17 protein-coding genes and 2 tRNA genes are annotated in these 25125 nt (G+C 69.6%); 9 read left to right on the forward strand and 10 right to left on the reverse strand.

Going from position 1 to position 25125, the window contains the following annotated elements; genetic code table 11:
- Positions 1–135 precede the first annotated feature (135 nt).
- Both A6048_RS05485 and pepN read right to left on the reverse strand, forming a co-directional pair.
- Positions 136–3525 (reverse strand): pyruvate carboxylase, encoded by a 3390-nt coding sequence (locus A6048_RS05485; RefSeq protein WP_107748142.1) that lies wholly within the window; start codon positions 3523–3525, stop codon positions 136–138.
- A 350-nt stretch (positions 3526–3875) separates the two neighbouring features.
- Positions 3876–6470 (reverse strand): aminopeptidase N, encoded by a 2595-nt coding sequence (pepN, locus tag A6048_RS05490; protein ID WP_107748143.1) that lies wholly within the window; start codon positions 6468–6470, stop codon positions 3876–3878.
- A 96-nt stretch (positions 6471–6566) separates the two neighbouring features.
- Between pepN and A6048_RS05495 the strand changes: the two genes are divergently transcribed.
- From A6048_RS05495 to A6048_RS05510, 4 genes are read left to right on the forward strand one after another with little or no spacing between them, the layout of a single operon-like run.
- A complete protein-coding gene (locus tag A6048_RS05495; protein ID WP_107748144.1) occupies positions 6567–7193 on the forward strand; it encodes a mycothiol-dependent nitroreductase Rv2466c family protein in 627 nt (208 codons plus the stop codon).
- A gap of 10 nt (positions 7194–7203) precedes the next feature.
- Positions 7204–7728 carry a GNAT family N-acetyltransferase gene (locus A6048_RS05500; RefSeq protein WP_107748145.1) on the forward strand — a complete coding sequence of 175 codons (525 nt, stop codon included), beginning with the start codon at positions 7204–7206 and terminating at the stop codon, positions 7726–7728.
- 47 nt (positions 7729–7775) lie between these two features.
- Positions 7776–8249 (forward strand): ribose-5-phosphate isomerase, encoded by a 474-nt coding sequence (locus A6048_RS05505; RefSeq protein WP_107748146.1) that lies wholly within the window; start codon positions 7776–7778, stop codon positions 8247–8249.
- A 56-nt stretch (positions 8250–8305) separates the two neighbouring features.
- Positions 8306–9169: an Fpg/Nei family DNA glycosylase gene (locus tag A6048_RS05510; protein WP_107748147.1), complete on the forward strand. Its 864-nt coding sequence runs from the start codon at positions 8306–8308 to the stop codon at positions 9167–9169.
- Between the two features lie 55 nt (positions 9170–9224).
- On the opposite strand, the gene A6048_RS05515 is transcribed toward A6048_RS05510, so the two are convergent.
- Positions 9225–9298, reverse strand: a tRNA-Gly gene (locus A6048_RS05515).
- A 199-nt stretch (positions 9299–9497) separates the two neighbouring features.
- On the opposite strand from A6048_RS05515, the gene A6048_RS05520 reads away from it, so the two are divergent.
- The 5 genes from A6048_RS05520 to clpX all read left to right on the forward strand — a co-directional run bounded on the left by A6048_RS05520 (position 9498) and on the right by clpX (position 14018).
- A tRNA-Pro gene (locus A6048_RS05520) sits at positions 9498–9574 on the forward strand.
- Between the two features lie 50 nt (positions 9575–9624).
- Positions 9625–11040 carry a trigger factor gene (gene tig / locus A6048_RS05525; protein ID WP_107748148.1) on the forward strand — a complete coding sequence of 472 codons (1416 nt, stop codon included), beginning with the start codon at positions 9625–9627 and terminating at the stop codon, positions 11038–11040.
- A gap of 229 nt (positions 11041–11269) precedes the next feature.
- The gene (locus tag A6048_RS05530) at positions 11270–11911 is read left to right on the forward strand and encodes an ATP-dependent Clp protease proteolytic subunit (RefSeq protein ID WP_107748149.1); all 642 of its coding nucleotides are present in this window, start codon (positions 11270–11272) and stop codon (positions 11909–11911) included.
- Positions 11912–11979: 68 nt separating this feature from the next.
- Positions 11980–12603: an ATP-dependent Clp protease proteolytic subunit gene (locus A6048_RS05535; protein WP_107748150.1), complete on the forward strand. Its 624-nt coding sequence runs from the start codon at positions 11980–11982 to the stop codon at positions 12601–12603.
- A gap of 146 nt (positions 12604–12749) precedes the next feature.
- Complete coding sequence (clpX, locus tag A6048_RS05540) at positions 12750–14018, forward strand: ATP-dependent Clp protease ATP-binding subunit ClpX (RefSeq protein ID WP_107748151.1); 1269 nt, start codon at positions 12750–12752, stop codon at positions 14016–14018.
- An 84-nt stretch (positions 14019–14102) separates the two neighbouring features.
- Here clpX and A6048_RS05545 read toward each other — a convergent pair whose 3' ends face one another.
- The 7 genes from A6048_RS05545 to benA form a co-directional block, all read right to left on the reverse strand.
- On the reverse strand, positions 14103–15398 hold the full coding sequence (locus A6048_RS05545; protein ID WP_107748152.1) for a benzoate/H(+) symporter BenE family transporter: 1296 nt from the start codon (positions 15396–15398) through the stop codon (positions 14103–14105).
- Complete coding sequence (locus A6048_RS05550) at positions 15395–18199, reverse strand: helix-turn-helix transcriptional regulator (protein ID WP_107748153.1); 2805 nt, start codon at positions 18197–18199, stop codon at positions 15395–15397. The genes A6048_RS05545 and A6048_RS05550 overlap by 4 nt, the downstream gene beginning before the upstream one ends.
- A 4-nt stretch (positions 18200–18203) precedes the next feature.
- A complete protein-coding gene (locus tag A6048_RS05555) occupies positions 18204–19640 on the reverse strand; it encodes an MFS transporter (protein WP_107748154.1) in 1437 nt (478 codons plus the stop codon).
- A 135-nt stretch (positions 19641–19775) separates the two neighbouring features.
- The gene (locus A6048_RS05560; protein WP_107748155.1) at positions 19776–20609 is read right to left on the reverse strand and encodes a 1,6-dihydroxycyclohexa-2,4-diene-1-carboxylate dehydrogenase; all 834 of its coding nucleotides are present in this window, start codon (positions 20607–20609) and stop codon (positions 19776–19778) included.
- Positions 20606–22699, reverse strand: coding sequence for a benzoate 1,2-dioxygenase electron transfer component BenC (gene benC / locus A6048_RS05565; RefSeq protein ID WP_107748156.1), 2094 nt, complete (start codon positions 22697–22699; stop codon positions 20606–20608). The genes A6048_RS05560 and benC overlap by 4 nt, the downstream gene beginning before the upstream one ends.
- Positions 22700–22793: 94 nt before the next feature.
- Positions 22794–23348 (reverse strand): benzoate 1,2-dioxygenase small subunit, encoded by a 555-nt coding sequence (gene benB / locus A6048_RS05570; protein WP_235027522.1) that lies wholly within the window; start codon positions 23346–23348, stop codon positions 22794–22796.
- 47 nt (positions 23349–23395) lie between these two features.
- Complete coding sequence (gene benA, locus A6048_RS05575) at positions 23396–24823, reverse strand: benzoate 1,2-dioxygenase large subunit (RefSeq protein WP_107748157.1); 1428 nt, start codon at positions 24821–24823, stop codon at positions 23396–23398.
- Positions 24824–25125 lie beyond the last annotated feature (302 nt).

Here is a 25125-nt window from a genome sequence, read left to right on the forward strand (position 1 = left end):
ATACGCCGCGCGAGTCGATTCCGTCATGATTGACGAAATCATCATCTAAAAGGGTGTCAAAGGTCAAGTGTTGTCCGCGGACACGCCCGGAAAGCTGCGGCTCCGCGTTAGGCGGGCCGGTCAGGTCAGGTCAGGTCAGGTCAGCACGACTATCAGATCGCCGGCTTCGACCTGCCCGACTGTGTTGATGGCGATGCGGTCGACGGTGCCGCCTTCGGGACTCGTGATCGCGGCCTCCATCTTCATGGCTTCGATGGTGGCGACGGTGCCGCCGGGTTCGATCTCGTCGCCGACCCCGACGGCAACGGTGACCACGCCGGAGAACGGTGCGGGGATGTGGAGGTGGTTGCCGGGGTCGGCTTTCTCCGCGGCGGGTACCTCGACGCCTACTGAACGGTCGCGGACCGGAACCGGCCGCAGCTGTCCGTTGATGATGCACATCACGGTGCGCATGCCGCGGTCGTCCGGTTCGCTGATGGCTTCGAGACCGATGAGGAGATCGACGCCGGGTTCGAGTTCGACGCGGTGTTCCTCGCCGTAGCGCAGGCCGTAGAAGAACTGGTTGGTCGAGAGCTGGGAGGTGTCACCGTACTGCTCGCGATGTTGCTCGAACTCCGCGGTCGGGCCGGGGAACAGCAGCCTGTTGAGCGTCTCCTGCCGGGTGCGACCGGCCGTCTGCAGCGCGGCGGCGTCGGCATCGGAGATCGGTGGGACCTCCGGCGCCGCCGCTCGCCCCTGAAGAGCGGTGCTCCGCAGCGGCTCCGGCCAGCCGCCGGCGGGGTCTCCGAGCTCGCCGCGCAGGAACCCGATCACCGACTCGGGGATGTCGTAGGACGTGGGGTCCGCCGCGAAGTCGGCCGCGGAGATCTCGCGCCCGACCAGGGACAGAGCGAGGTCGCCGACGACCTTCGACGACGGGGTGACCTTGATCAGCCGACCCAGCATGCGGTCGGCCTCGGCGTAGGCCTGTTCGACGGCCTCGAAACGGTCGCCGAGTCCGAGGGCCACGGCCTGCTGGCGCAGGTTCGACAACTGGCCGCCGGGGATCTCGTGCGTGTACACACGTCCGGTGGGAGCGGGCAGGCCGGATTCGAACGGCGCGTACACCTTTCGCAGTGACTCCCAGTACGGCTCCAGATCGCACACTGCGGCGAGGTCCAGGCCGGTATCGCGGTCGGTGTGGGCGGCGGCGGCCACGATCGCCGACAACGGCGGCTGCGAGGTGGTCCCCGCCATGGCGGCGCTCGCGCCGTCAACCGCGTCCGCGCCCGCCTCCCACGCGGCGAGGTAGGTCGCGAGCTGGCCCCCGGGGGTGTCGTGGGTGTGGACATGGATGGGCAGATCGAACTCCGACCGCAACGCTCTCACGAGCGTCGTCGCGGCGGGCGCACGCAACAGGCCGGCCATGTCCTTGATCGCGAGTACGTGGGCGCCGGCGTCGACGATCTGCTCGGCCAGGTGGAGGTAGTAGTCGAGCGTGTAGAGGTTCTCGGACGGGTCGGCCAGGTCGCCGGTGTAGGACATCGCGACCTCGGCGACCGCGGTTCCGGTCTCGCGCACGGCATCGATCGCCGGACGCATCGCGTCGATGTTGTTCAAGGCGTCGAAGATCCGGAAGATGTCGATACCCACATCGGTGGCCTCGGCCACGAACGCTGAGGTCACGGCTGTCGGATACGGGGTGTAGCCCACGGTGTTCGCACCCCGCAACAGCATCTGCAGACAGATGTTCGGGATCGCCGAACGCAACTGCGCCAGCCGATCCCAGGGATCCTCCTTGAGGAACCTCAACGCCACGTCATAGGTGGCGCCTCCCCAGCACTCCACTGACAACAGCTCCGGAGTCAGGGCGGCCACATGCGGGGCGACCGCCAGAAGGCCCGACGTCCGGACCCGGGTGGCCAACAACGACTGGTGTGCGTCGCGGAAGGTGGTGTCGGTGACCCCGAGCTGCGGGCGGGACCGGAGATCGGCCGCGAACCCCTGGGGTCCCAACGCGAGGAGCCGTTGCCGCGACCCCGGCGGGGGGTTGGTCAGTGACGAGGGATCCAGACCGGGAAGCTTGTCACCCGGGTACACCGGGGTGGGACGCTCTCCGTGCGGCCGATTGACCGTCACGTCCGCGAGGTAGTTCAGGATCTTCGTTCCGCGATCGGCCGACGGCCGCGCGGTCAGCAACTCCGGACGGTCCTCGATGAACGAGGTCGTGGCCCGACCCGCCTGGAAGTCCGGGTCATCGAGCACCGCCTGCAGGAAGGGGACGTTCGTGGCCACTCCCCGGATACGGAACTCGGCGATCGCCCGGCGCGCCCGCGCGAACGCGGTCTCGAAATCCCGCCCGCGACACGTCAACTTCACGAGCATCGAGTCGAAGTGTGCGGACACCTCGGCACCGAGGGCCACACCGCCGTCCAGGCGCACACCCGCCCCGCCCGGGGCGCGGTAGGCGGCGATCCGCCCGGTGTCCGGTCGGAAGCCGTTGGTCGGATCCTCGGTGGTGATCCGGCACTGGAGCGCCGCGCCGCGGATCGTCAGCTGGTCCTGTGAGAGCCCGAGGTCGTTCAGTGAGTCCCCTGACGCGATCCGCAACTGCGACTGCACCAGATCGACATCAGTGATCTCCTCGGTCACGGTGTGCTCGACCTGGATGCGCGGATTCATCTCGACGAACCTGTGCTGTCCACTCTCGTCCACCAGGAACTCGACCGTGCCCGCCCCCGAGTAGCCGATGTGGTGGGCGAACGCGACCGCGTCGGCGCATATCCTCTCGCGCATCTCCTGTGTCAGGTTCGGCGCCGGGGCGAGCTCGATCACCTTCTGATGACGGCGCTGGAGACTGCAGTCGCGCTCGAACAGATGGATGACCTCGCCCGTGGTGTCGGCCAGGATCTGCACCTCGATGTGTCGCGGGTTGATCACCGCTTGTTCGAGGAACATCGTCGGGTCACCGAACGCCGACTCCGCCTCCCGCGATGCCGCGCTGATCGCGTCCGCCAACTCCTCGATCGTTCCCACCCGACGCATCCCCCGACCGCCGCCACCGGCCACCGCCTTGACGAACACGGGGAATGTCATGTCTTCTGCTGCCGCGACGAGCTCGTCGAGATCGGCGGAGGGCGCGGACGAGGCGAGCACCGGCAGGCCCGCCTCGCGCGCCGCCGCCACCGCACGCGCCTTGTTGCCTGCCAATTCCAGGACCGACGCCGGCGGACCGACGAACGCGATTCCCGCCGACGCGCACGCCGCCGCGAGATCCGGGTTCTCCGACAAGAACCCGTATCCCGGATAGATCGCATCCGCGCCAGACCGCTGGGCGACCGCGATGATCTCCTCGATCGACAGGTACGCCCGCACCGGATGGCCGGGTTCCCCGATCTGATACGACTCGTCGGCTTTCAGTCGGTGCGGGGAGTTGCGATCTTCATGCGGGAACACCGCGACCGTTTTCGCGCCCAACTCGTACGAAGCCCGAAAGGCGCGGATCGCGATCTCACCGCGATTGGCCACCAGAACCTTGTGGAACATTCGGACGTCCTCACTTCTCGGATGTGCTCTCGGGCCTGTGCGGACCCTATGGCCTCACGCGTCACGGCGTCACGGATGCCGCGCGTGCACGGGTCGCGAACGTTTTCCGGCCTGCCTCCCGCGTCCGAGGACACCGAAGGCCCGCGCCGGCAAGATCCTGGACTGAACGTCAGGCTTGACGAAATCATCACCCACGACCGCGTTCGAGTCAACCCTCACCGGAGCAGCGAGTTCTCGATGTTCCCGGCCCACACCGCGGGATGACGGGTCGGTGGGCGATCAAAGCCCGCGGACGGACAAGGTCCTCGCGAACAGGGTCCACGCTCTGCGGCGCCGCGCCGCCCATCGGCTCAGCCTGCGGCCGCCGCATCCGCGGCCCGGGCCTCGAGCGCGCGGGTCAGGTCCGCGGTCTGCTCGGCGAGTATCCGGCGCAGGGCGGCAGGCTGGGAGTCATCCGCGATCACGGCTTCGAAGCGGGCCACGGTGTCGGCGTCCACGGACCACGCCGGGAAGAGCCCTGCGGCGACGGTCTTGGCGAGGTCGCCGGACCGCGCTTTCCACAGGGCTGTCACGTCGTCGAGGTAGCGCTCGCACAGGCCGGCGAGCAGGTGCTCCTGCCCCGGCATGTCGATCCCGAGCAGGGTGGCGCGCACCACCGCGTTGCTCGGGGCGTCGTCGCCGGTGGAGGTGAGCAGTGCCTCGGCCTCCTCCTTCGCACCGACGGTGGGCCGGGCGGCACGGGCGGTCGCAGCCCGACGAGCGCCTCCGGCGGTGTCATCCGCCGCCAGCTCCTCGTCGATCCGGTCGGAGTTCTCGGCGCCCGCCGCCACGAGTGCGGTGAGGACGGTCCACCGCAGGTCGGTGTCGAGGGTCAGGCCGGGCAGCCCCGCCTCGTCGGCCCCGGCATCGAGGAGTGTGGCCAGAACGCGCGCCTGGTCGGCCCCCACGGGGCAGCTGCACAGCGCCGCGAGGAACGCCAGCTGATGATCCGACCCGGCCTCCGAGTCCCGGGCCGCCGCGAGCATCGCGGCGGAGAACTCCGGCCAGCCGGTGGCCGCCGCCCAGTCCGGGTCGGCGTACTTCGCCAGCGTGGTCTGCGCCTGGGCGAGCACGCGCTGGACCACCCCGATGTGGGCCTCCCGCGGTGCCGCGCGGGTGACCACCTCGACGAACCGGCGAGCCGGGAGTCGGGCCTCGCGGGTCATCTCCCACAGCGCGGACCAGCACAGTGTGCGGGCGAGCGAATCCGTCACGTCCTCGATCGAGCTCAGGACCGTGGCCAGCGAGCGCTCGTCGAGCCGGACCGAACAGTACGTCAGGTCGGCGTCGTTGGGCAGGACCAGGTCTGGCACGGGAAGGCCGGCCATGTCCGGGACAGTCGTGCGCGCAGCGTCCACGTCCAGCTCGGCGAACGCGGTGCGGACCAGGGCGCCCGAGTCGTCACGGCTGTAGAGGCCGACTCCGAGGCGGTGGGTGCGCAGCTCCCCGGCTCCGGGGGCGGCGGGCCCTTGGACGGCGGTCAGTTCGGAGATGGTCCCCGGGGTGTCGGCGCCGGTGTCCACCTCCACCGTGATCGGGTTGATCCCGGTGGTCCGCAGCCACTGATCGGCCCAGTCGGACAGGTCGCGGCCGGACGAGGCCTCGAGAGCGCGCAGGAGGTCGTCGAACTCGGCGTTGCCGAAGGCGTGCTCGGCGAAGTAGGCGCGCAGGCCTGCCAGGAACGGTTCGCGCCCGACGTACGCCACCAGCTGCTTGAGCACGGACGCGCCCTTGGCGTAGGTAATGCCGTCGAAATTGGCCTCGACCGTCTCCAGGTCCTTCATGTCGGCCGCGACGGGGTGGGTGGAGGGCAGCTGGTCCTGCCGGTACGCCCACGCCTTCTCCATATTGGCGAAGGTGGTCCACGCATCGGTGTACTGGGTTGCGTCCACCTGGGCCAGGACCGAGGCGAAGGTCGCGAACGACTCGTTGAGCCACAGGTCGTCCCACCAGCGCATGGTCACCAGGTCGCCGAACCACATGTGGGCCATCTCGTGAAGGATCGTCTCGTTGCGCCGCTCGTAGCGGTAGCCGGTGACGCGGGAACGGAAGACGTAGTCCTCGAGGAACGTCACGGCCCCGGCGTTCTCCATCGCCCCGGCGTTGAACTCGGGCACGAAGATCTGGTCGTACTTGCCGAACGCGTACGGCATGCCGAACTCGCGGTGGTAGAAGGCGAAGCCCTCCTTGGTCTCGGCGAACAGTCGCTCGGCATCGAGGTGCTCGGCGAGCGACCCGCGGCACAACAGCCGTAGTGGAATGGTCCCGTGCTCGTCGGTGTAGGAGTCCTCCGCCACGTGATAGGGGCCGGCGATCAGGGCCACCAGGTACGTCGACAGGATCTCCGTGGGCTCGAAGTGGTGCACGACCGAGCCCGACTCGCCCGGGGACTCGGTGGCCGGGGTGTTGGCCACCACCACCCAGGAGGCGGGGGCGGTGACGGTGAGCGTGTAGCGGGCCTTGAGATCGGGCTGGTCGAAGCACGCGAAGACCCGCTTGGCATCGGCGGTCTGGAACTGGGAGTAGAGATAGACCTCCCCGTCCACGGGGTCGACCATGCGGTGCAGGCCCTCCCCGGTGGAGGTGTACGCCAGATCGGCGTCCACGACGAGCTCGTTGGTCTCCTGCAGGTCGGGCAACGTCAGCCCCACCTCGTCGTCATACTCCCCGGTCTCCAGGTCCCGTCCGTTCAACGTCACCGAACGGATCCGCGCCGACCTCAGGTCGATGAACGTCTCCGCCCCGGGACGGGAACAGGCGAACCGGACGACCGTGCGCGACCGGAACGTCCCCGCTCCCGGCCCGCCGGAGCCGTCGGTGAGGTCCAGGTCCACCTCGTAGGTGTCCACGTCGAGCAGCTCCGCCCTGGCGGCGGCGTCGGAACGGGTGAGATTGAGCGAGCGCATCGGGGAGGTCCTCGGTTCCTGGGCGGGGGTGGTGGCCCCAGTCCTACCACCCCGGACGGGGTGGCGGCGTGGGGTCCGGGCAGGGACGATGGGGTCATGACATCTTCCGGTTCCACCACCACCCGTTCCGTCGACTTCTGGTTTGACCCGCTGTGCCCCTTCGCGTGGGTCACCAGCCGCTGGATCCTGGAGGTGGAGAAGGTCCGCGACATCGAGCTGACCTGGAACGTCATGAGCCTGTCCGTCCTCAACGACGGCCGGGACCTGTCCGAGGAGTACACGGAGATGATGACGCGGGGCTGGGGTCCGGTCCGTGTGGCGATCGCCGCCGCACAGCGTCACGGCCAGGAGGTCCTGGGCCGGCTGTACACCGAGCTCGGCACCCGCATCCACGACCAGGGGCGGGGGATCGAGGACCCCACCGTGATCACCGAGGCGCTCGAGGCCGCCGGACTGGACGCGGGTCTGGCCGCCGCAGCGGCGACGGATGAGTACGACGACGAGCTGCGCGCCTCGCACCACCGCGGCATGGACCCGGTGGGCGACGAGGTCGGCACCCCGGTCGTGCACGTGGACGGCGTGGCCTTCTTCGGACCCGTTCTCACGCGCATCCCCCGCGGGGAGGACGCGGGCCGGGTCTTCGACGGTGCCGCCCTGCTGGCCGAGTACCCCTACTTCTTCGAGCTCAAGCGCAGCCGTACCGAGGCCCCGCAGTTCGACTGAGCCGATCGCGATGACCAGTGGGAGGGTGCCCGGAACCGGCGGAACGAAAGGTGTGGCGGACCTCCGGCCACTGCGGGTCGACGACGCCGCACTCGTCGCCGAGGCGACCCTGCTCAACGTCAACTGGACGGGCGAGGAGCTGGTGACACCCGCCGACATCGCCTCCGATCCGGTGCTGACGCACTACACCGCACTCCGACCCGATCGCGGTGACTTCGGACTGGTCGCGGAGATCGGCGGACGCCCCGTCGGCGTGGTGTGGCTGCTGTTCCTCGACGCCGCGGATCCCGGCTACGGGTACGTGGCCGACGGGGTCCCCGAGCTCAGCGTGTGCGTGTGGCCCGGATATCGCGGGGGAGGTCTCGGGACGCGGTTGCTCGAGGAGGCTCTCGCAGCCGCGCGGGGCAGGGGTCTGGACCGGGTCTGTCTCAGCGTCGAGGCCGGTAATCCGGCCCGGAGCCTGTACAGGGACCTGGGATTCGTCGCCGCGGAGGGCACGGCGTCGGAGACGATGGTGATCCGGCCGCGGGAGTGACTCCACCGCCTTCGGCGGCAGGGGTCCGACGTGGCAGAATCGTCGTCATGCGCATCTACCTGGGAGCGGACCACGCCGGCTTCGAGACCAAGAACGTCATCGCCGAGCACCTGAAGACCTCCGGCCACGAGGTGGTCGACTGTGGCGCCCACACCTACGACGCGGAGGACGACTACCCGGCCTTCTGCATCGACGCGGCCCGCAAGGTCGTGGCGGACCCGGGCAGCCTCGGGATCGTGCTGGGCGGTTCGGGCAACGGCGAGCAGATCGCGGCCAACAAGGTCCCCGGTGCCCGCTGTGCGCTGGCGTGGAGCGTCGAGACCGCCCGACTGGCCCGCGAGCACAACAACGCCCAGCTGATCGGCATCGGGGGGCGGATGCACTCGCAGGAGGAGGCGCTGGCGATCGTCGACGCGTTCCTCGACCAGAGCTGGTCCGAGGCGGATCGTCACCAGCGGCGCATCGACATCCTCGCCGAGTACGAGCGCACCCACGAGGCCCCGCCGGTCCCCGGGGCCTGACCAGACGAGTGCCTGAGCGACACCGTGCCTGAGCGACACCGTGCCTGAGATGCACCGTGCCTGAGGGGCACACCCTCCACCGACTGGCCCGCCTGCACACCGAGTACTTCGCAGGCGGGCCCGTCCGCGTCTCCAGCCCACAGGGGCGGTTCGCCGACCACGTCGTCGTCGACGGTCGGTACTTCGACCACGCCGCGGCGACGGGCAAGCACCTCTTCCATCACTACGAGGGCGGCCTCACCGTCCACGTCCACCTGGGGCTCTACGGGTTCTTCGACACCCACCTCGTGCCCGAGGGGCAGGAGCCCCCCGCGCCGGTGGGGCAGGTGCGGATGCGTGTCGGGGCGGTGCATTCGGAGACGGTGTATCCGGAGACGGTGCGTCCCGGGGCGGAGGACCGGCCGGCCCACTACGTGGACCTGCGCGGCCCCACCCGGTGCGAGGTCCTCGGCGAGGAGGGGGTGGCCGAGGTGCGCGCACGACTGGGTCCCGACCCCCTGGACCCTGACGCCGAGCCCGATCGGGCCTGGGCCCGGATCTCCCGCAGCGCGCGACCGATCGGCGCGCTGCTCATGGACCAGAAGGTGCTGGCGGGGGTGGGCAACGTCTACCGCGCCGAGGTGCTCTTCCGCGCCGGCATCGACCCGTTCCGGCCCGGAACCGAGTTGGATCGCGCGGAATTCGACGCCGTGTGGGAAGATCTCGCGGCGTTGATGCCGATCGGGGTGGACACCGGGGGGATCGTCACGATCCGGCGCCCACACGACCACGGCGACGTCCCGAGGCGAGGCGCCGACCGGCCGCGCAACTACGTCTATCAACGTGACGGGTGGGACTGCCGGGTGTGTGGCGACGTGGTCCGCGCGCACACCATGGACGCCAGGACGTTGTTCTGGTGTCCGACGTGTCAGGCGCGCTGACCTCGCGATAAATGAGAAATGTCCCGGATCATCGACGGGCGATGAACCGGGACCGTGGAGCGGGTGACGGGAATCGAACCCGCGTAGCCTGCTTGGAAGGCAGGGGCTTTACCATTAAGCTACACCCGCATCGGAGCCTGACCTGGGGGTTTACCCCACGTCCCGCTCGCGCTGTAGCCACACTACCGGAACGATCTGATGCCCCCAACTCCCGGCCCGTGAACTCGGAATCCGTGCCGAACCGGTGCTGTCGTACACTGGGCGAGTTGGTTTGGCGGCCCGGCAGGTTTTCCGCGTACGGCGCGGGATGGTCGGCCGCGCGACTCACCGGGATGTGGCGCAGCTTGGTAGCGCATCCGCTTTGGGAGCGGAGGGTCGCAGGTTCGAATCCTGTCATCCCGACCAGCGGAGCCCGAACAACGAACCCCACACGACTTTCCTAGGAGATCATCACCGTGAAGAGCACTGTCGAGCAGCTGAACCCGACCCGGGTCAAGGTCACGGTGGAGGTGCCGTTCGCGGAGCTCGAGCCGGACTTCGCCAAGGCCTACAAGTCGCTCGCCGGCCAGGTCAACATCGCCGGCTTCCGCCCGGGCAAGGCCCCGGCCAAGCTCCTCGAGTCGCGGATCGGCCGCCCGGCCGTGCTGGAGCAGGTCGTCAACGACATGATCCCCACCCGTTACGGCCAGGCCGTGGACGAGCACGACCTCAAGGTCCTGGCGCAGCCGGAGATCGAGGTCACCAAGCTCGAGGACGGTGAGCTCGTCGAGTTCACCGCCGAGGTGGACGTGCGCCCGGAGATCACCCTCCCGACCTACTCGGACCTGTCGGTGACCGTCGAGGCGCCCGCGACGGACGAGGCGGCGGTGGAGACCGAGCTCGACAACCTCCGTGCCCGCTTCGGCACCCTCAAGGGCGTCGAGCGCGGTGCCCAGAAGGGCGACTTCCTCTCCGTGGACCTCGCCGCCACCGTCGACGGTGAGCCCGTCGACGAGGCCTCGACCGAGGGCCTGTCCTACGAGCTCGGCTCGGGCACCCTCGTCGAGGGTCTCGACGACGCGGCCGAGGGCCTCAAGGCCGGCGAGTCCAAGGAGTTCACCTCCTCCCTGGTCGCGGGTGACCACGCGGGCAAGGAGGCCGTCATCACGGTGACCGTCCAGTCCGTCAAGGAGCGCGAGCTCCCCGACGCCGACGACGAGTTCGCGCAGATGGCCAGCGAGTTCGACACCCTGGACGAGCTCAAGGCCGACCTCACGGAGAAGGTGGCGCAGCAGGCCAAGGCCGGCCTCGCGGGCGAGATCCGCGACAAGGTCCTGGACGCGCTGATCGAGGCCACCGACATCCCGACCCCCGAGTCCCTGGTCGAGTCCGAGGCGCACGCGCAGATGCACCAGCTCATCGACCAGTTCGGTGGCGACCCGGCGATCCTCGACCAGGCGCTGGCCGCCGAGGGCACCGACCGCGAGACCTTCGAGGCCGAGACCCGCGAGGGCGCCGCCCGCGCCATCCGCAGCCAGCTCCTGCTGGACGCCGTGGCCGAGGACGCCTCGACCGAGGTCTCGCAGGAGGAGCTCACGCAGCACATCATGTTCCAGGCCCAGCGCTACGGCATGGACCCGAACCAGTTCGTGCAGCAGATCCAGCAGGCCGGCCAGCTCGGTTCGCTGTTCTCCGATGTGCGCCGCTCCAAGGCCCTGGCCGACGTGATCGTCCAGGCCACCGTGACGGACACCGAGGGGAACACGGTCGACACCACCGAGTTCTTCGGCTCGCGTGAGGACCAGGGCGCCGAAGGCTCGGACTCCGCCGAGGCCGCCGATTCGGCCGAGGTCGAGGCCGGCACCGCGGACGAGAAGGACACCGACGCCTGACCGTCGCCACCCGATAGACCCCCCGGAACCGGGGACCGCCTCGCGGTGGTCCCCGGTTCCGTCGTTCGCGGCGACGGTGACCGCGGGCGGCGACGCTGAGAGCGAACACCCGCCCCGTCGGGACGGTTCCGTCGTGGGCGTTGGTTACTGTTTGACGTAACGGATACCCGGCCGCCGGACGGCCGGGCACCGCGGGAGCGGTGAGACGATCAGCGAAGGTAGGTACCCCGTGGCCCAGAACGGTTCAGCGGCACAGCCCGGTTCGACGCAGCCCGCCCTCAGCTCGCCCGGATCCCACGGGCTGACCCTCGGCGACTCGGTGTACGAGCGTCTTCTGCAGGAACGGATCATCTTCCTGGGTTCCCAGGTCGACGACGACATCTCCAACCGCCTCTGCGCGCAGATCCTCCTGCTCGCTGCGGAGGACCCCACCCGCGACATCGCCATGTACATCAACTCGCCCGGCGGCTCCGTGACGGCCGGGATGGCGATCTACGACACGATGCAGTTCGTCGAGTGCGACGTGGCGACGTACGGCATGGGCCTGGCGGCCTCCATGGGTCAGTTCCTGCTGACCGCCGGCACCAAGGGCAAGCGCTACGCGCTGCCGCACGCGAAGATCATGATGCACCAGCCCTCGGCCGGCGTCGGTGGCTCCGCCGCCGACATCGCCATCCAGGCCGAGCAGTACGCCGCCACCAAGCGCGAGATGGCCGAGCTCATCGCCCAGCACACGGGCCAGTCGTTCGAGCAGGTCACCGAGGACTCGGACCGTGACCGGTGGTTCACCGCGGAGGCGGCCAAGGAGTACGGCTTCGTCGACCACGTGATCGCGCGCGCCTCCCAGACCGGCGGAACCTCGCCGTCGTGACAGAGCACGCCGCCCACGGGAGCGCTCCCGCCGCCCACCCAGCCCCGCACACGACCACGGAGTCACCGATGACCTCACTTCCGTCCTCGCGCTATATCCTCCCGTCCTTCGTCGAGCACTCGAGTTACGGCGTCAAGGAGTCCAACCCGTACAACAAGCTCTTCGAGGAGCGCATCATCTTCCTGGGCACCCAGGTCGACGACGCCTCGGCGAACGACATCATGGCCCAGCTCCTCGTCCTCGAGGGGCAGGATCCGGACCGCGACATCACCATGTACATCAACTCGCCCGGTGGATCGTTCACCTCGCTCATGGCGATCTACGACACGATGCAGTACGTGCGTCCCGATATCGTCACGGTGTGCCTGGGACAGGCGGCCTCGGCCGCCGCGGTCCTGCTCGCGGCGGGAACCAAGGGCAAGCGGGCCGCGCTGCCCAACGCCCGCATCCTCATCCACCAGCCCGCCACCGGAGGAATCCAGGGGCAGGTCTCGGACCTGGAGATCCAGGCCGCCGAGATCGAGCGGATGCGTCGTCTCATGGAGACCACCCTGGCCCGGCACACCGGTCACGAGGCGGAGAAGATCCGCAAGGACACCGATCGCGACAAGATCCTCACGGCCGCCGAGGCCAAGGATTACGGGATCATCGACACCGTGTTCGACTACCGGAAGCTGTCGACGACCAACTGACGTCCGGGCGGCGCGCCGTAGTGGGTAGCGGTGCGCCGTCAGGTCCAATGAACTGATCGCGCGGGGGTCGGATTTGCCGGCCCTCCCGCGTACCGTCGACTACGGGGTGTGAATCCGGGCCCCTGGAATGCGAGGACGTAGAACTCATGGCACGTGTGGGTGAGAGCGGCGACCTGTTGAAGTGTTCCTTCTGTGGGAAGAGCCAGAAGCAGGTCAAGAAGCTGATCGCCGGTCCCGGGGTCTACATCTGTGACGAGTGCATCGAGTTGTGCAACGAGATCATCGAGTCCGAGGTCGAGGACTCTCAGGACTCGGCACTCGACGAGCTGCCCAAGCCGTCGGAGATCCACGCGTTCCTCGACGAGTACGTGGTGGGACAGGACGCCGCCAAGCGGAACCTCGCGGTGGCCGTCTACAACCACTACAAGCGCATCCGTGTGGGGGCCTCCCTCGGTCGCGGTGACGCCGTCGAGCTGGCCAAGTCCAACATCCTCATGCTGGGTCCGACCGGGTGTGGCAAGACGTATCTCGCCCAGACTCTGGCCAAGATGCTCAACGTCCCGTTCGCCATCGCCGACGCCACCGCGCTGACCGAGGCCGGTTACGTCGGTGAGGACGTGGAGAACATCCTCCTCAAGCTGATCCAGGCCGCGGACTACGACACCAAGCGTGCCGAGATGGGCATCATCTACATCGACGAGGTCGACAAGATCGCCCGCAAGGCCGAGAACCCGTCGATCACCCGCGACGTGTCCGGCGAGGGCGTCCAGCAGGCGCTGCTGAAGATCCTCGAGGGCACACAGGCGTCGGTGCCCCCGCAGGGTGGACGCAAGCACCCGCACCAGGAGTTCATCCAGATCGACACGTCCAACGTGTTGTTCATCGTCGCCGGGGCCTTCCAGGGCCTGGAGAAGATCGTCGGTGACCGCGTGGGTCGCAAGGGAATGGGCTTCGGGGCCGAGGTGGCCAGCAAGAGCTCCCTCGACACCACGGAGAACTTCGCCGAGGTCATGCCCGAGGATCTGGTGAAGTACGGCTTGATCCCCGAGTTCATCGGGCGCCTGCCGGTGGTGGCGACCGTGACGAGCCTGGACCGCGAGGCGTTGGTCAACATCCTCAGCGAGCCCAAGAACGCGCTCGTCAAGCAGTACGCCCGGCTCTTCGAGATGGACGGCGTCGAGCTGGAGTTCACCCCGGACGCCCTCGAGGCCGTGGCCGATCAGGCGATCCTCCGGGGCACCGGCGCCCGCGGCCTGCGCGCCATCATGGAGGAGGTCCTCCTCCCGGTCATGTACGACATCCCCGGGCGCGACGACGTCGCGCGCGTGGTGGTCACCGGCGAGACGGTGCGCCACAACGTACTGCCGACGATCGTCCCCTTCTCCGATTCCGAGCCGCGGGAGAAATCGGCGTAGGTCCACCGCCGAGCCCGGCCCACGAGTGCTACACCCAGGGGCGCCCCTTCCACGGGGGCGCCCCTGAGTCGTGCCGGGGGAGTGTCACGGCGTGATGCGGCGCTCCAGCAGCGCCGACACCGCCAGGCCGAGGACGATCCCCCAGAACGGGGCGGAGATCCCGAGCAGGGACACGTCGGCCACCGTCACCAGCAGGCACACCAGCGGCCCCAACGCGCGGTCGGTGCGGAACGCCGTGACGAACGCCGACTGCAGTGGCGCCAGCATCGCCAGCCCGCCGAGCGCCGCGACGAAGGCCGCCGGCGTGCCGACCATGAGCCCGACGAACGCGGGGGCGAGTACTCCCACGACCAGGGCGAGCCCACCCGTGCCGATCGCGGCCGCGTAGTGCCGGCGGGGTTCGCCGGACGAGACGAGCAGCGCGTTGGTCGGTCCGGTCAGGCAGGTGGAGACCGCGCCGATCGCGGAGACCAGCAGCGACCAGACCCCGCAGGCCACGGCGCAGGCGTTCACCGGCGGATGGTGCCCCTTGGCACGAAGTACGCCGACACCCTGGCCGTTCTGGACGACGAGCACGGTGATGGCCAGGGGGACCACGAGCTCGGTGAGGCCGCGGAGGGTGAACTCCGGCGCCTGCGCCATGGGTACGGCGAACAGCCCGTCGTCCAGGACTCCCCGGGACAACCCGCCGTCGAGTATCACCGCGACGATCCCCACCAGCATCGCGGCGAGGATGGGCGGGATCACCCGGGCCACCCGCGGGACGGCGCCGACGGCGAGGAACGCCAACACCATGGGGAGGGCCACGGCGGCGGAGGCCCACACCGCGTCGACCAGGCCCAGGCCGAATCGGAGGAACACCCCGGCCACCATGGCCATGATCAGGGGCATCGGGATCCAGTCCATGACCCTGCGGGCGACCCCACTGAGCCCCACCAGCAGGATCACCACTCCGGTGACGACGTAGGCGCCGAGCACCTCCGACCACCGCAGGTGCCCGAGCGAGTTGCCCACGATCACGGTGCCGGGGATGGTCCAGAAGAACGCCAACGGTGTCCGGTAGATCCAGCTCATGAGGATGGTGAGGACGCCGTTGGCGAAGAACACCCCGAAGATCCACGACGACAGTTCCTGCGGGGACAACCCGCCCTGCTCTCCCGCGGCCAGGATCACGGCGACGGGTCCGGTCGCGGAGAAGATCAGTGCGATGAGGGCGTTGGCGCACTCGCGGGGGCCCAGGTCCGCGAGAACCTGCCGTGGTGAGGGCCGGCGGTGGTGGGGGAGCTCGATCGGCAGCGGCGTGGCGGTCCGGGACGGGTCTCCTACCGCGGCGTCGGTGTCCCGGCTCCGCCCGTCGGTCGGGGCACTGTCGGCGGTCATGGGACTCCTGAATCGGCGGGTTCGGGCCCGAACGGGTGGCGCGACCTGGCGACGTGGGCCGCCAGCTCGGTGCGGCCGTTGATCCCGAGCTTCGAGTAGATGCGGGTGAGGTGGTACTGGATCGTCTTGACGCTGAGGAACAGCTCCTCGGCGGCCTGGGCGTTGGTGCGCCCCGCCGCGACGAGCGTGGCCACGGCCCGTTCCTGCGGGGTGAGGGTGGAGTTGCCGACCGCGCGGGCCACGTCGACGCCCCCGGCACGGCGCTCGCGCTCACAGCGCTCGACGTAGGCGTGGGCGCCGAGTTGCTCGTAGAGGTCTCGGGCGGTCCCGAGGGCGAGGTGTGCCTCGCGGCGCCGGCCGGCCCGCCGGAGGGTCTGGCCGAAGCCGAAGTGCATCTGCGCGGAGTAGTAGGGCATCGCCAGTCCGTCGAGATATTCCAGGCTCCGGTGGAAGATGCGGGAGCACTCCTCCGCATCCCCGCGGACGGCGGCGATCCGGGAGCGGACCGCGCCGAGCCTGGCCTGCGTGGACCGGTGGCCCAGCTCCACGGCGCGCTGTTCAGGCGGTCCGATGAGCGCCTCGGCGTCCTCGAGCCGACCGGCCAGGACGAGGGAGTGGGCGTAGAGATCGTGCCACGGCCAGAAACCCGGCTGGTCGATGTCGAGCCGGAGGGACAGGGCGTGAAGTGGTTCGGCGGCCCGCCGCACGGAGGTGTAGTCGCCGGCGGCGGCGGCGACCTGCATGCGACCCATCGCGGAGGGGATGATCTGCACGGGGTAGGCGTCCGCGGTGGTGGTGAGGTGCCTCAGGTGTGCGGCCGCCCCGAGATGGTCGCCACGCATGGACCTGATGACGGCACCCGACCAGTGGATCGCGGGGGCCAACAGGTCGAGTTCGAGGTCGTCGAGACGTCGCGCGGCGGTGTCGACGACCCGGAGCGCCTCGTCCCAGTCCCCCCGCAGGAGCTGGGTGCGTGCGAGCCACGCCTGCGCCCATAGCGAGATCCGCGCGGAACCGGAGACGTCGGCGGTCGGCACGGCCGAACCGAGCCGGCGGCGGGCCGTCTCGAGATCGTCGTGGGCGAGGGCGATCCACCCGGAGGCCATCTCGAACCGCTGGGCCACGGCGGGGGCGAGTGCACCGAGTCGGCCCTCGTCGGCGTCACCGGCACCCGGGGTCGCGTCGATCGCCTCGCCCAGGACGGTGATCGCCCGGGCCTCCTCGACCTCGGGTTGGTCGGGCTGGTCGCTGCCGATGACGACCCCGGCCCACTGCCGCAGTTGGTCGGGGCGCCAGAGGCACAGTGAGTGCACGACGAACTTCTGGGCGAGGGCGACCGGGTCGGGAGCGGTGTCACCGGGACCACCGGTCGACCCGGGGTCGAGAGCTCGTCGGAGGAGTGCCTCCGCCTCTCCCGCGTGGCCCAGGTGGAGCGCGAGCGAACCGAGGACGGCATCGCGGCGACGGTCGGGCCGGACCCGGTCCAGCGCGTGGGACAGCGCGGCGGCCTCGCTGATCCGCCCCGCCCCGAGGAGCGCGTCGATTCCGTCGATGTGCAGGCCTCGCGCCTCGTCGGGGTCCGCGGTGAGCGCCGCCGCCGTGAGGTAGGCGTGACCGGCGGCGCTCCAGTGTCCGGACCTGGCGTGAGCCCTCGCACGCTCCCGCAGCACACGGCAGAGCTCGGGGTCCGGACCGGTCGAGGTCGCGGCCAGATGGTCCAGGGCGGCGTCGGGGTCCTCGACCTCCGCGAGTCCGGCCGCGACGGTGTGCAGAGAGAGCAGCTCGCGGGGTGGGATGCCGCGAAGGACCGCCGTACGGACGAGAGGCGAGCGGAACGTGAGCGCGGCGGCGCCGGGGGAGAGGTCCACGCGGAGTATCCCGGCCCGGTGTGCGGCGTCGAGGGCGTCCAGCACCCTCCCGGCCTCGCCGGACCCACCCGGTCGGGCTGCGACGAGGGCGGCCAGGGACTCCAGCAGGACCGGAGGGGGGAGGACGGCGGCGGCCTCGACCACTGCGCGGTCTCCGGGCTCCAGCCCCGCGAGCAGGGCTCCGGTCTCCAGCTCGACCGAGCTGGGCAGGGGCGGGGGAGAGAACGGGCTCGTCCACCAGGAATCGGAGGCCTCGTCGACGACCGCGGCCACCGCGTCGGCGGCGCCTCCGGTGTAGTCCAGGATCCTGCGGGCCGCGGCGGCCGACGGCTCCCGCCCCGTGCGGGCCGCCGCCAGGGCCCGGATCTCGGAGTGGTCGAGTGCACCCAGGTGCAGGGTCTCGCGGGCGAGGGTGGCACACAGGTCCGCGGACTGTCCCTCCGAGGGGTTCCCGGCGGTGAGGACCAGGAGGACGGAACCGTCGACGGAGGCCTCGAGGGCCGACCCGAGAGCACGGAGGGAGTCGGGGTCGGCGTGGTCGGCGTCGTCGATCACGATGACCGTCCCGGCGCCCGCGCCCCCGAGGGCGGCGCCGAGCTCGTCGACGACCTGGGTCGCCGTCCGCTCGACCGGGAGGGCGCCGGGAGTCTCCTCGTCACACCCCGCAGCTCCCCGGGGGAGTCGCTGGAGGATACGGTCCGCGGTCACCCACGGGACGTCGTGTTCCCACGGCAACGCCCTGGTCAGAACCGTGGTCACACCGGTGGTCCCGGTGAGCAGGGTGTCGACGAGGTGGCTCTTGCCCCCACCGTAGGGGGCGGCCACCAGGACCACCGACGACCCGCGGTCCACCACCGCGCCATGGATCTCGCGGAGTCGCTCCGCTGCGCGGTGGTGACCGTGGCGGGGGATCAGGGAGGGCATGGTGGTCATGACCTCAGCGTAGGTCGGTCGCTGGGGTCTCGATCTGTTCCAGCGAACCCCCGGTCCGTCCCTCGTGTCCGGAGCCCGGGACGGTATCCGGGACCTGCGCGATCAGGCCCGGCGAGCGCGGCACGGCGAGCGTGATGAGGGCGCCGGCGAGGGCCACTCCGGCAAAGACGAGGAACGAGGTCTCCGCCTGGAGGCCCGCAGCGACCAGGAGACCACCGATGACCGGGCCGAGGATCCCGCCCAGCCGCCCGAAACCCGCACACCAGGCCACACCCGCGGCGCGGGAGCCGGTCTCGTAGTAGTTGGAGACGAAGCCGTAGACGAGCACCTGGGTCCCGATGGTGCCCATACCGGCAGCGGCGACGAGCAGGATCATCAGAGCGATCGGAGGGGAGAGGGTCACGGCGATCAGCGCCAGGGTGGCGAGGACGAACGAGCAGGCCACGATGACCCGCGGGCCGTGCCGGTCGGCCAACCGCGACGCGGCCAGCCCGCCGACGATGGCGCCGCCGTTGAGGACCAGCAGGAAGCCCAGGGAACTCCTGGCGTCGATGCCGTACGTCTCCATGATCGTCGGTAGCCAGGTGTTGAGCCCGTAGGTGAGCAGGAGTCCGGCGAAGCTCATGAACCCGAGCAGGAGGGTGCCGAGTCGGTAGGCCGGGGTCAACAGGCCGGCGAACCCGGTGGGTGCGATCGCAGCGGTGCCCGTCCGGGGGTCGTCAGTGGTCGCGGCTGGTGCGTCGATGAAGGCGTGGACCGGCAATCCGCGGGCGGTGCACAGGGCGACGGCCTCGTCGGTGCGGCCGCGCGAGGAGAGCCAGCGAGGCGACTCGGGCAGGGCGTACCACGCGTAGGGCAGGACGATGATGATGGGCAGTGCGCCGATGAGGAACAGTCCCCGCCAGCCGATGTGGTCGCGCAGGAGCATCGCCAGGGCGGAGGCGAGGACGCCTCCGGCGGGGATGCCGCTGTAGACCACGGCGTTGAACAGGTTCCGCCGCCCGGCGGGGGCGAACTCGGCGATGATCGCGCCGGCGGTGGCGACGATGGCGCCGATTCCGAGGCCGGTGAGCAGGCGAAGGATCCCGAACGTCGTGATGTTCTGTGCGAAGGCGGTGGCGGCCATGCCGATCGAGAACCAGGCGATCGAGCCGAGCATGATCTTCCGCCGGCCGATGCGGTCTCCGACGGCGCCCGCGCTCAGGGCTCCGATCATGACTCCGACGAGCGCGTACGAACCCAGGGCGCCGGCCTGCGCGGCCCCGAGGGGGCCGATCTGACCGGGGTCCGACATGAGCGTGGGCAGGATCGCGCCGTAGATCACCAGGTCGTAGCCGTCGAAGAGGATGGCCAGCGCGACAACGGCCAGCACTCCGTAGACGGTTCGCCGATGCGCGGGGGACTCCCAGACGTCGGCTGTGGTTGCGGTCTTTTCGGTCACGGTGGACCTCCGGTGAGGGATGGGATGGGTGGGATGGAGCGGTGTAACACCAGGGGGCGCGGGGTGGCGCCGGGGGCGTGAAGAGGGTGCGTGAGGTGACGTGCGGCGCGCGTAGACGGGAGCCGGAGCGGGCGGTCAGCCCTGGTCGCCGCCGGCGACAGGGAGGACCGACCCGGTGATGTAGGACGCCTCGGGGGAGGCCAGGAAGCAGATCGGAGCGGCCTGTTCGTGGAGGTCGCCGTAGCGACCGAGCGCGGTGGAGTCGACGGTCTGGTCCACGATCTGCTGGTACCAGCGCTTCTCCTCGTCGGTGCTGGCGTCACCGCCGCGGGAGATTCGGCGCTCCGGGGCGAGAGTTCCGCCTGGAGCGGTGGCCACCACCCGGATCCCGTGGGGAGCCGCCTCGAGCGCGAGCGCTGTGGTCAGTCCGTTCACCCCGCCCTTGGACGCCGCGTACGGGACACGGTTGACACCGCGCGTGGCCACGGAGGACACGTTGACGATGGTGCCGGCCTCGACGGAGACCATCGACGGCAGGACCGCCCGGCACATCCACAGCGTGGGGAACAGCGAACGGCGCACCTCCTTCTCGATCTGTTCCGGCGAGTACTCGTGGTAGGGCCGGGCCCAGATCGTGCCTCCGACGTTGTTGATCAGTACGTCGATCCGGCCGTGAGTGGCGAGTGCGGTGTCCGCCGCGAATCGCGCGCCCTCGAACGTCTCGAGGTCGGCGACCACCGGAGTCACCCTGTGGCCGTCCGGCGACTCAGCGGTCAGTTCCTCGGCGACCCGGGTGATCGCGTCCGCACGGTCGACGGCGGTGACGACCCCGCCTTCCCGGACGACCCGGTCGGCGACCGCACGACCGATTCCCTGAACCGCACCGGTGACCAGGACGGACAGCCCGTCGAAACGCCCGGGGGACAGGACGGGTGGGACGGCGTCGTGGTCACCGACCGGGGCGCTCATGACGCCGCCCCGACGGACTTGTCGGCGAGCGCGGCGCGCATGGTCGCCTTGGCGTGTTCGGTGTGCCGCCTGATCAGGTATCGCGCCGCGTCGCGATCCCCGTTCTCGAACGCGGTCACGATCTCGAGGTGCTCCGGCACGATGTCCTCCGACACCCAGCGGGCGTCCGGGAGGACACTGTTCATCACCCGGGTGACCTCGAGGATCCGGTAGGCCTGCAGAAGGGCCTCGTTCCCCGTGCACCGGAAGAGGTACTCGTGGAACTGCGCGTTCGCAGCGGTGAAGCGCGCCGGGTCGAGGAAGCGATCGCCCCGGATGTACTGGTTGGCCGACTCCGCCAGCATGCGGAACTCCGCCAGGCGAGCGGCGTCGAGTCGGCCCATGGTGAGCTCGACTGCTCCGAGCTCGAGCGCCATCCGGGCATCGAACTGGGCGTCCGAGTGGGTGATCCCGGGATGTACCTCGCCGCTGACCACACCGGTCGAGGACGTGATGGTCTCGGACCGCTCGCCGCCGGACAGCGACAGGGCGGTCGACGTCGTCCGCGGGACGGAAGTCGAGAGGACGGGCTGCGGTGTCACGGGTCGAGGGACGTATCCCGCCGGCCGGGCCGCGATGACGGAGGTCTTCTCCTCGGCCGCCGGTCCCGGTGAGGACCCGGGGCCGAACACGCCCGGGACCCGGGACTCGAACCCGACCGGTCGGGCGGCGATTGCCGGCTGCGGGCCGGTGGATCCGCGCGACCCGGTGACGGGAGCGCGGAACAGGCCCGGAATCCGGGGTCGGAAGCCGACGGGCCGTGCTGCGATCGGTGCTGCGGGGATCACGACGGCCTCGCGGGTCGCGACCGCCGGGGCGGCCTCGGAGACTCTCTCCGCCGTGACGGGACCGGTTGCGACCGGCCCGGCTGTGGCGAGCTCGTCAGGGGCCGTGGTGATCTCGGCCGGTTCAGGGTCGGCGTGTGCAGCAGCGTTGTCGACGGCGACCGGTGCGACCTCGGCGGGGGTGGCCACTGCCGGCGTCTCAACGGGAGTAGTGGATGCGACGTCGGCGCCTGCAGCCGCTGCCCCGTCCCCCACCACCGTGGCCGGGGTGAACTTCTCGTAGTAGAAGTGCGTGACCTCGAGGCCCTCGGTGTCCAGGAAGGTCCGGACGGACTCCACCATCGGCGGGGGGCCGCACAGGTAGATGTCGGCCGTCCCGCCGTGGAGGTGCTCGGGGCGGATCAACCCGGTGACGTATCCGGTGTTCGGGAACGCCGTGGCCGGGTCGGACACGACCAGGTCCCACGTCATCCCCGGCAACCGTGTCGTGTACTGGTCGAGTAGATCGGTGTACACCACATCGGTGTCACGTGAGGTCCCGTAGACCAGGTGCACGGGCCTGTCCCCGGAACCGGCGACGGCGAGGCTCTCCAGAATCGACAGGACGGGTGCGAGTCCGGTGCCCCCCGCGAGCAGCAGCAGCGGCCGCGGTGACTCGCGCAGGAAGAAGCTCCCCATCGGGCCCGTGAGGTCGAGCCGGTCGCCCGGCGCACATCGCTGCGCCAGGTACTCGGACATCGCGCCGCCGGCGGCGTACTTGATGAGGAACGACAGGTGGTCGGCGTCCGGGCCCGTCGAGAACGAGTACGAGCGAACCTGGTCGGTGCCGGGCACGGACACGTTCACGTACTGGCCCGGCAGGAACGCGAGCGCTCCGCGGTCATCGAGTTCCACGGTGAGCGCGAACGCTCCCTCGGCCAGTCTCTCGACAGACGTCACCGTCGCGGGATGGGCGGCCGCGGTTGTCTTGGCCACGTCCGAGGTGGTGGGGATCTGGACCACCAGGTCCGAGCGCGGGACCATCTGGCACGGCAGGCAGTAGCCGGCCTCGGCTTCGGCGTCGGTGAGGGCGTCGTCGATGTAGTCGCCGCCGTCGTAGTCTCCCGACTCGCACAGTGACTTACACGTGCCGCACGCTCCGTCGCGGCAATCGAGGGGGATGTTGATTCTGGCCTTGTACGAGGCGTCGGCGACGGTTTCCGACGGGCCACATGTGATGAAGCGCGTCACACCGTCCTCGAAGCCCAGGGCCACCTGGTAACTCATGGGATCTCACTTCTTGTCGCTGGCATGATCGGCCGCTCTGAGCGGGCCGGTGGTCGTCGACGCCCCGGTGGGGCCGGCGTGGTGGCTACGAGGGTCACACCATGTAGACGTCCACGATGTGGTGGATGTAGTCGTTCTTGAGCACGACCTTCTTGTAGGTGATCAGCGGGGTCTCACCCGTGACGTCGAGGGTGTAGAAAGACGTCCCGAAGTACTGGTCGGTGGCCTTGTAGCGGACATACGAGGAGAGCCAGTTGAAGCGGACATCGACCTCGCCGGGCCGCCGGTCGAGCACCTCGATGTTGCTGATGAGGTGGCCGGTGCGGGGTTCCGGCAGGGAGGTGGACGACGACCGGTCGGTACGGATGCGGAACACCCGGTCCTCGATGCCGGCCCGGTTGGGATAGAAGATGAGCGAGATCTCGGAGTAGGGGTCCGTGGTGAGCTCGCCGTCGTCGTCCCAGGCCGGCATCCAGTACATCGCGTCCTCGCGATAGCACTCGATCCATGCCTCGAACTGCCGGTCGTCGAGCAGGCGGGCCTCGCGGAAGAGGAAGGCGGAGATCTCCTCGACGGAGATCGACGCCACCGCCGGTTCAGACACTGAGGGTGCGGACGCTGAGGGTTCAGACACTGAGGGTGCGGACATCATCGGTCCTTTCGTGGGAGTGGAGGCGCCGGAGGGCGCGGGTCGGATCAGAGGGAGGCGGTCGCGGTGGCGCTCGGCGTCGCGCCGTTCGTCCCCGCGGCTGAGGCATCCGCCTCGGCGGCGGCGCGCTCCTCGGCCTCCAGTGCACGGCGCATGGTCTCGAGCCAGTACCCGTGCTGCACCGGGTACAGACCCTCGTCCTCGGTCTTGGCGCCGGAGGAGAGCACGTTCTCCATCCCCAGCCCTCGGGCGGTGGTGTCGGGGCCGCTGACCTGGTGGGTGGAACCGCGGGTCATGTCGTTCCACGGAGCGGCACCGGCCAGGTAGGTCTTCTGGCAGGAGCGGAACTCCTCCAGATCGTCCGGCGTCGCCATGCCGGTCGCGTTGAAAAAATCCTCGTACTGCCGGATCCGGGCGGCGCGGGCGTCGGCGCTCTCGCCCTTGGGGGCGATGCAGTAGATCGTCACCTCGGTCTTGTCCACCGAGATCGGCTTGAAGTGCCGGATCTGACTGGAGAACTGGTCCATCAGGTAGACGTTGGGGTAGAGGCACAGGTTTCGGGAGGCCCCGACCATGAACTCCGCCTTCTTCTCACCGATCTGCTCGGCCAACTCCTCCCTGCGTTCCCACAGCGGACGGTCCTCGGGGTTGCCCCACCACATCCACAGCAGCAGGTGGCCGTGGTCGAACGACCAGTAGCCGCCTCCCTGCTTGCCCCACGTGCCGGCGTCCATGGCCTTGGTCTCGTTCTTGGATTCGCCTGAGCCGCGGCGGGCGGTGGTGGCGGCGTAGTTCCAGTGGGTCGCCGAGACGTGGTAGCCGTCGGCGCCGTTCTCGGCCTGGAGTTTCCAGTTGCCGTCGAAGGTGTAGGTCGACGACCCACGCAGTACCTCCAGCCCCTCCGGGGACTGGTCGACGAGCATGTCGATGATGGTCCGGCTGTCCCCGAGGTGCTGCTCGATCGGCAGCACGTCCTCGTTCAGGCTGCCGAAGAGGAACCCGCGGTAGTTGGCGAACCGGGCCACACGGCGAAGGTCATGTGAACCGCCGGTATTGAACTGCTCCGGATAGCCGGCGTCCCGCGGATCCTTGACCTTCAGCAGCTCACCGGAGTTGGAGAACGTCCAACCGTGGAACGGGCAGGTCAGCGTGGTGCGGTTGTCCGTCTTGCGGCGGCACAGCATCGCCCCGCGGTGCGAGCAGGCGTTGATCAGGCAGTTCAGTTCTCCGTCCCTGCCGCGGGTGATCATGATGGGCTGGCGGCCGATGTCGGTGGTGAAGTAGTCGCCGACGTTCGGGATCTGGCTCTCGTGTGCCAGGTAGACCCAGTTGCCCTCGAAGATGTGCGTCATCTCGAGTTCGAACAGTTCCTCGTCGGTGAAGATGCGACGGTTCGCACGGATGATGCCCTCGGCGGGACGGTCCTCGAGAGCGGTGTCGAGAGTGTGCTGCAGATGGTCGAGTCGATCGGACATCGAGTACTCCTTGCGGGGTCGGGGCGGGCCACCTCGAGGGCGACCTGTTGCCGTGATGACCCCAACGGTGCCCGAGTGTGGGGCGAGTCACACTAGGGGTTTGCCTAGTCGTGCCTAGGTGCCACTTGTTCGCACCGCGAACGGATTGTTCTCATCCGTACGTCTATCTGCGAGAACGCGCCCGCGAGGTGCGCGATACGCACAAGATTGCCACTACATACGTATAGGGCGGTGATTGACGACACACCTTTGCCGGGGGCACAGTGAGGGCATCGGCCGACGGAGATCCCTGAGCAGGACAT

It is taken from the genome of Dietzia psychralcaliphila (assembly GCF_003096095.1).
In the GTDB taxonomy this organism is placed as follows: domain Bacteria; phylum Actinomycetota; class Actinomycetes; order Mycobacteriales; family Mycobacteriaceae; genus Dietzia; species Dietzia psychralcaliphila.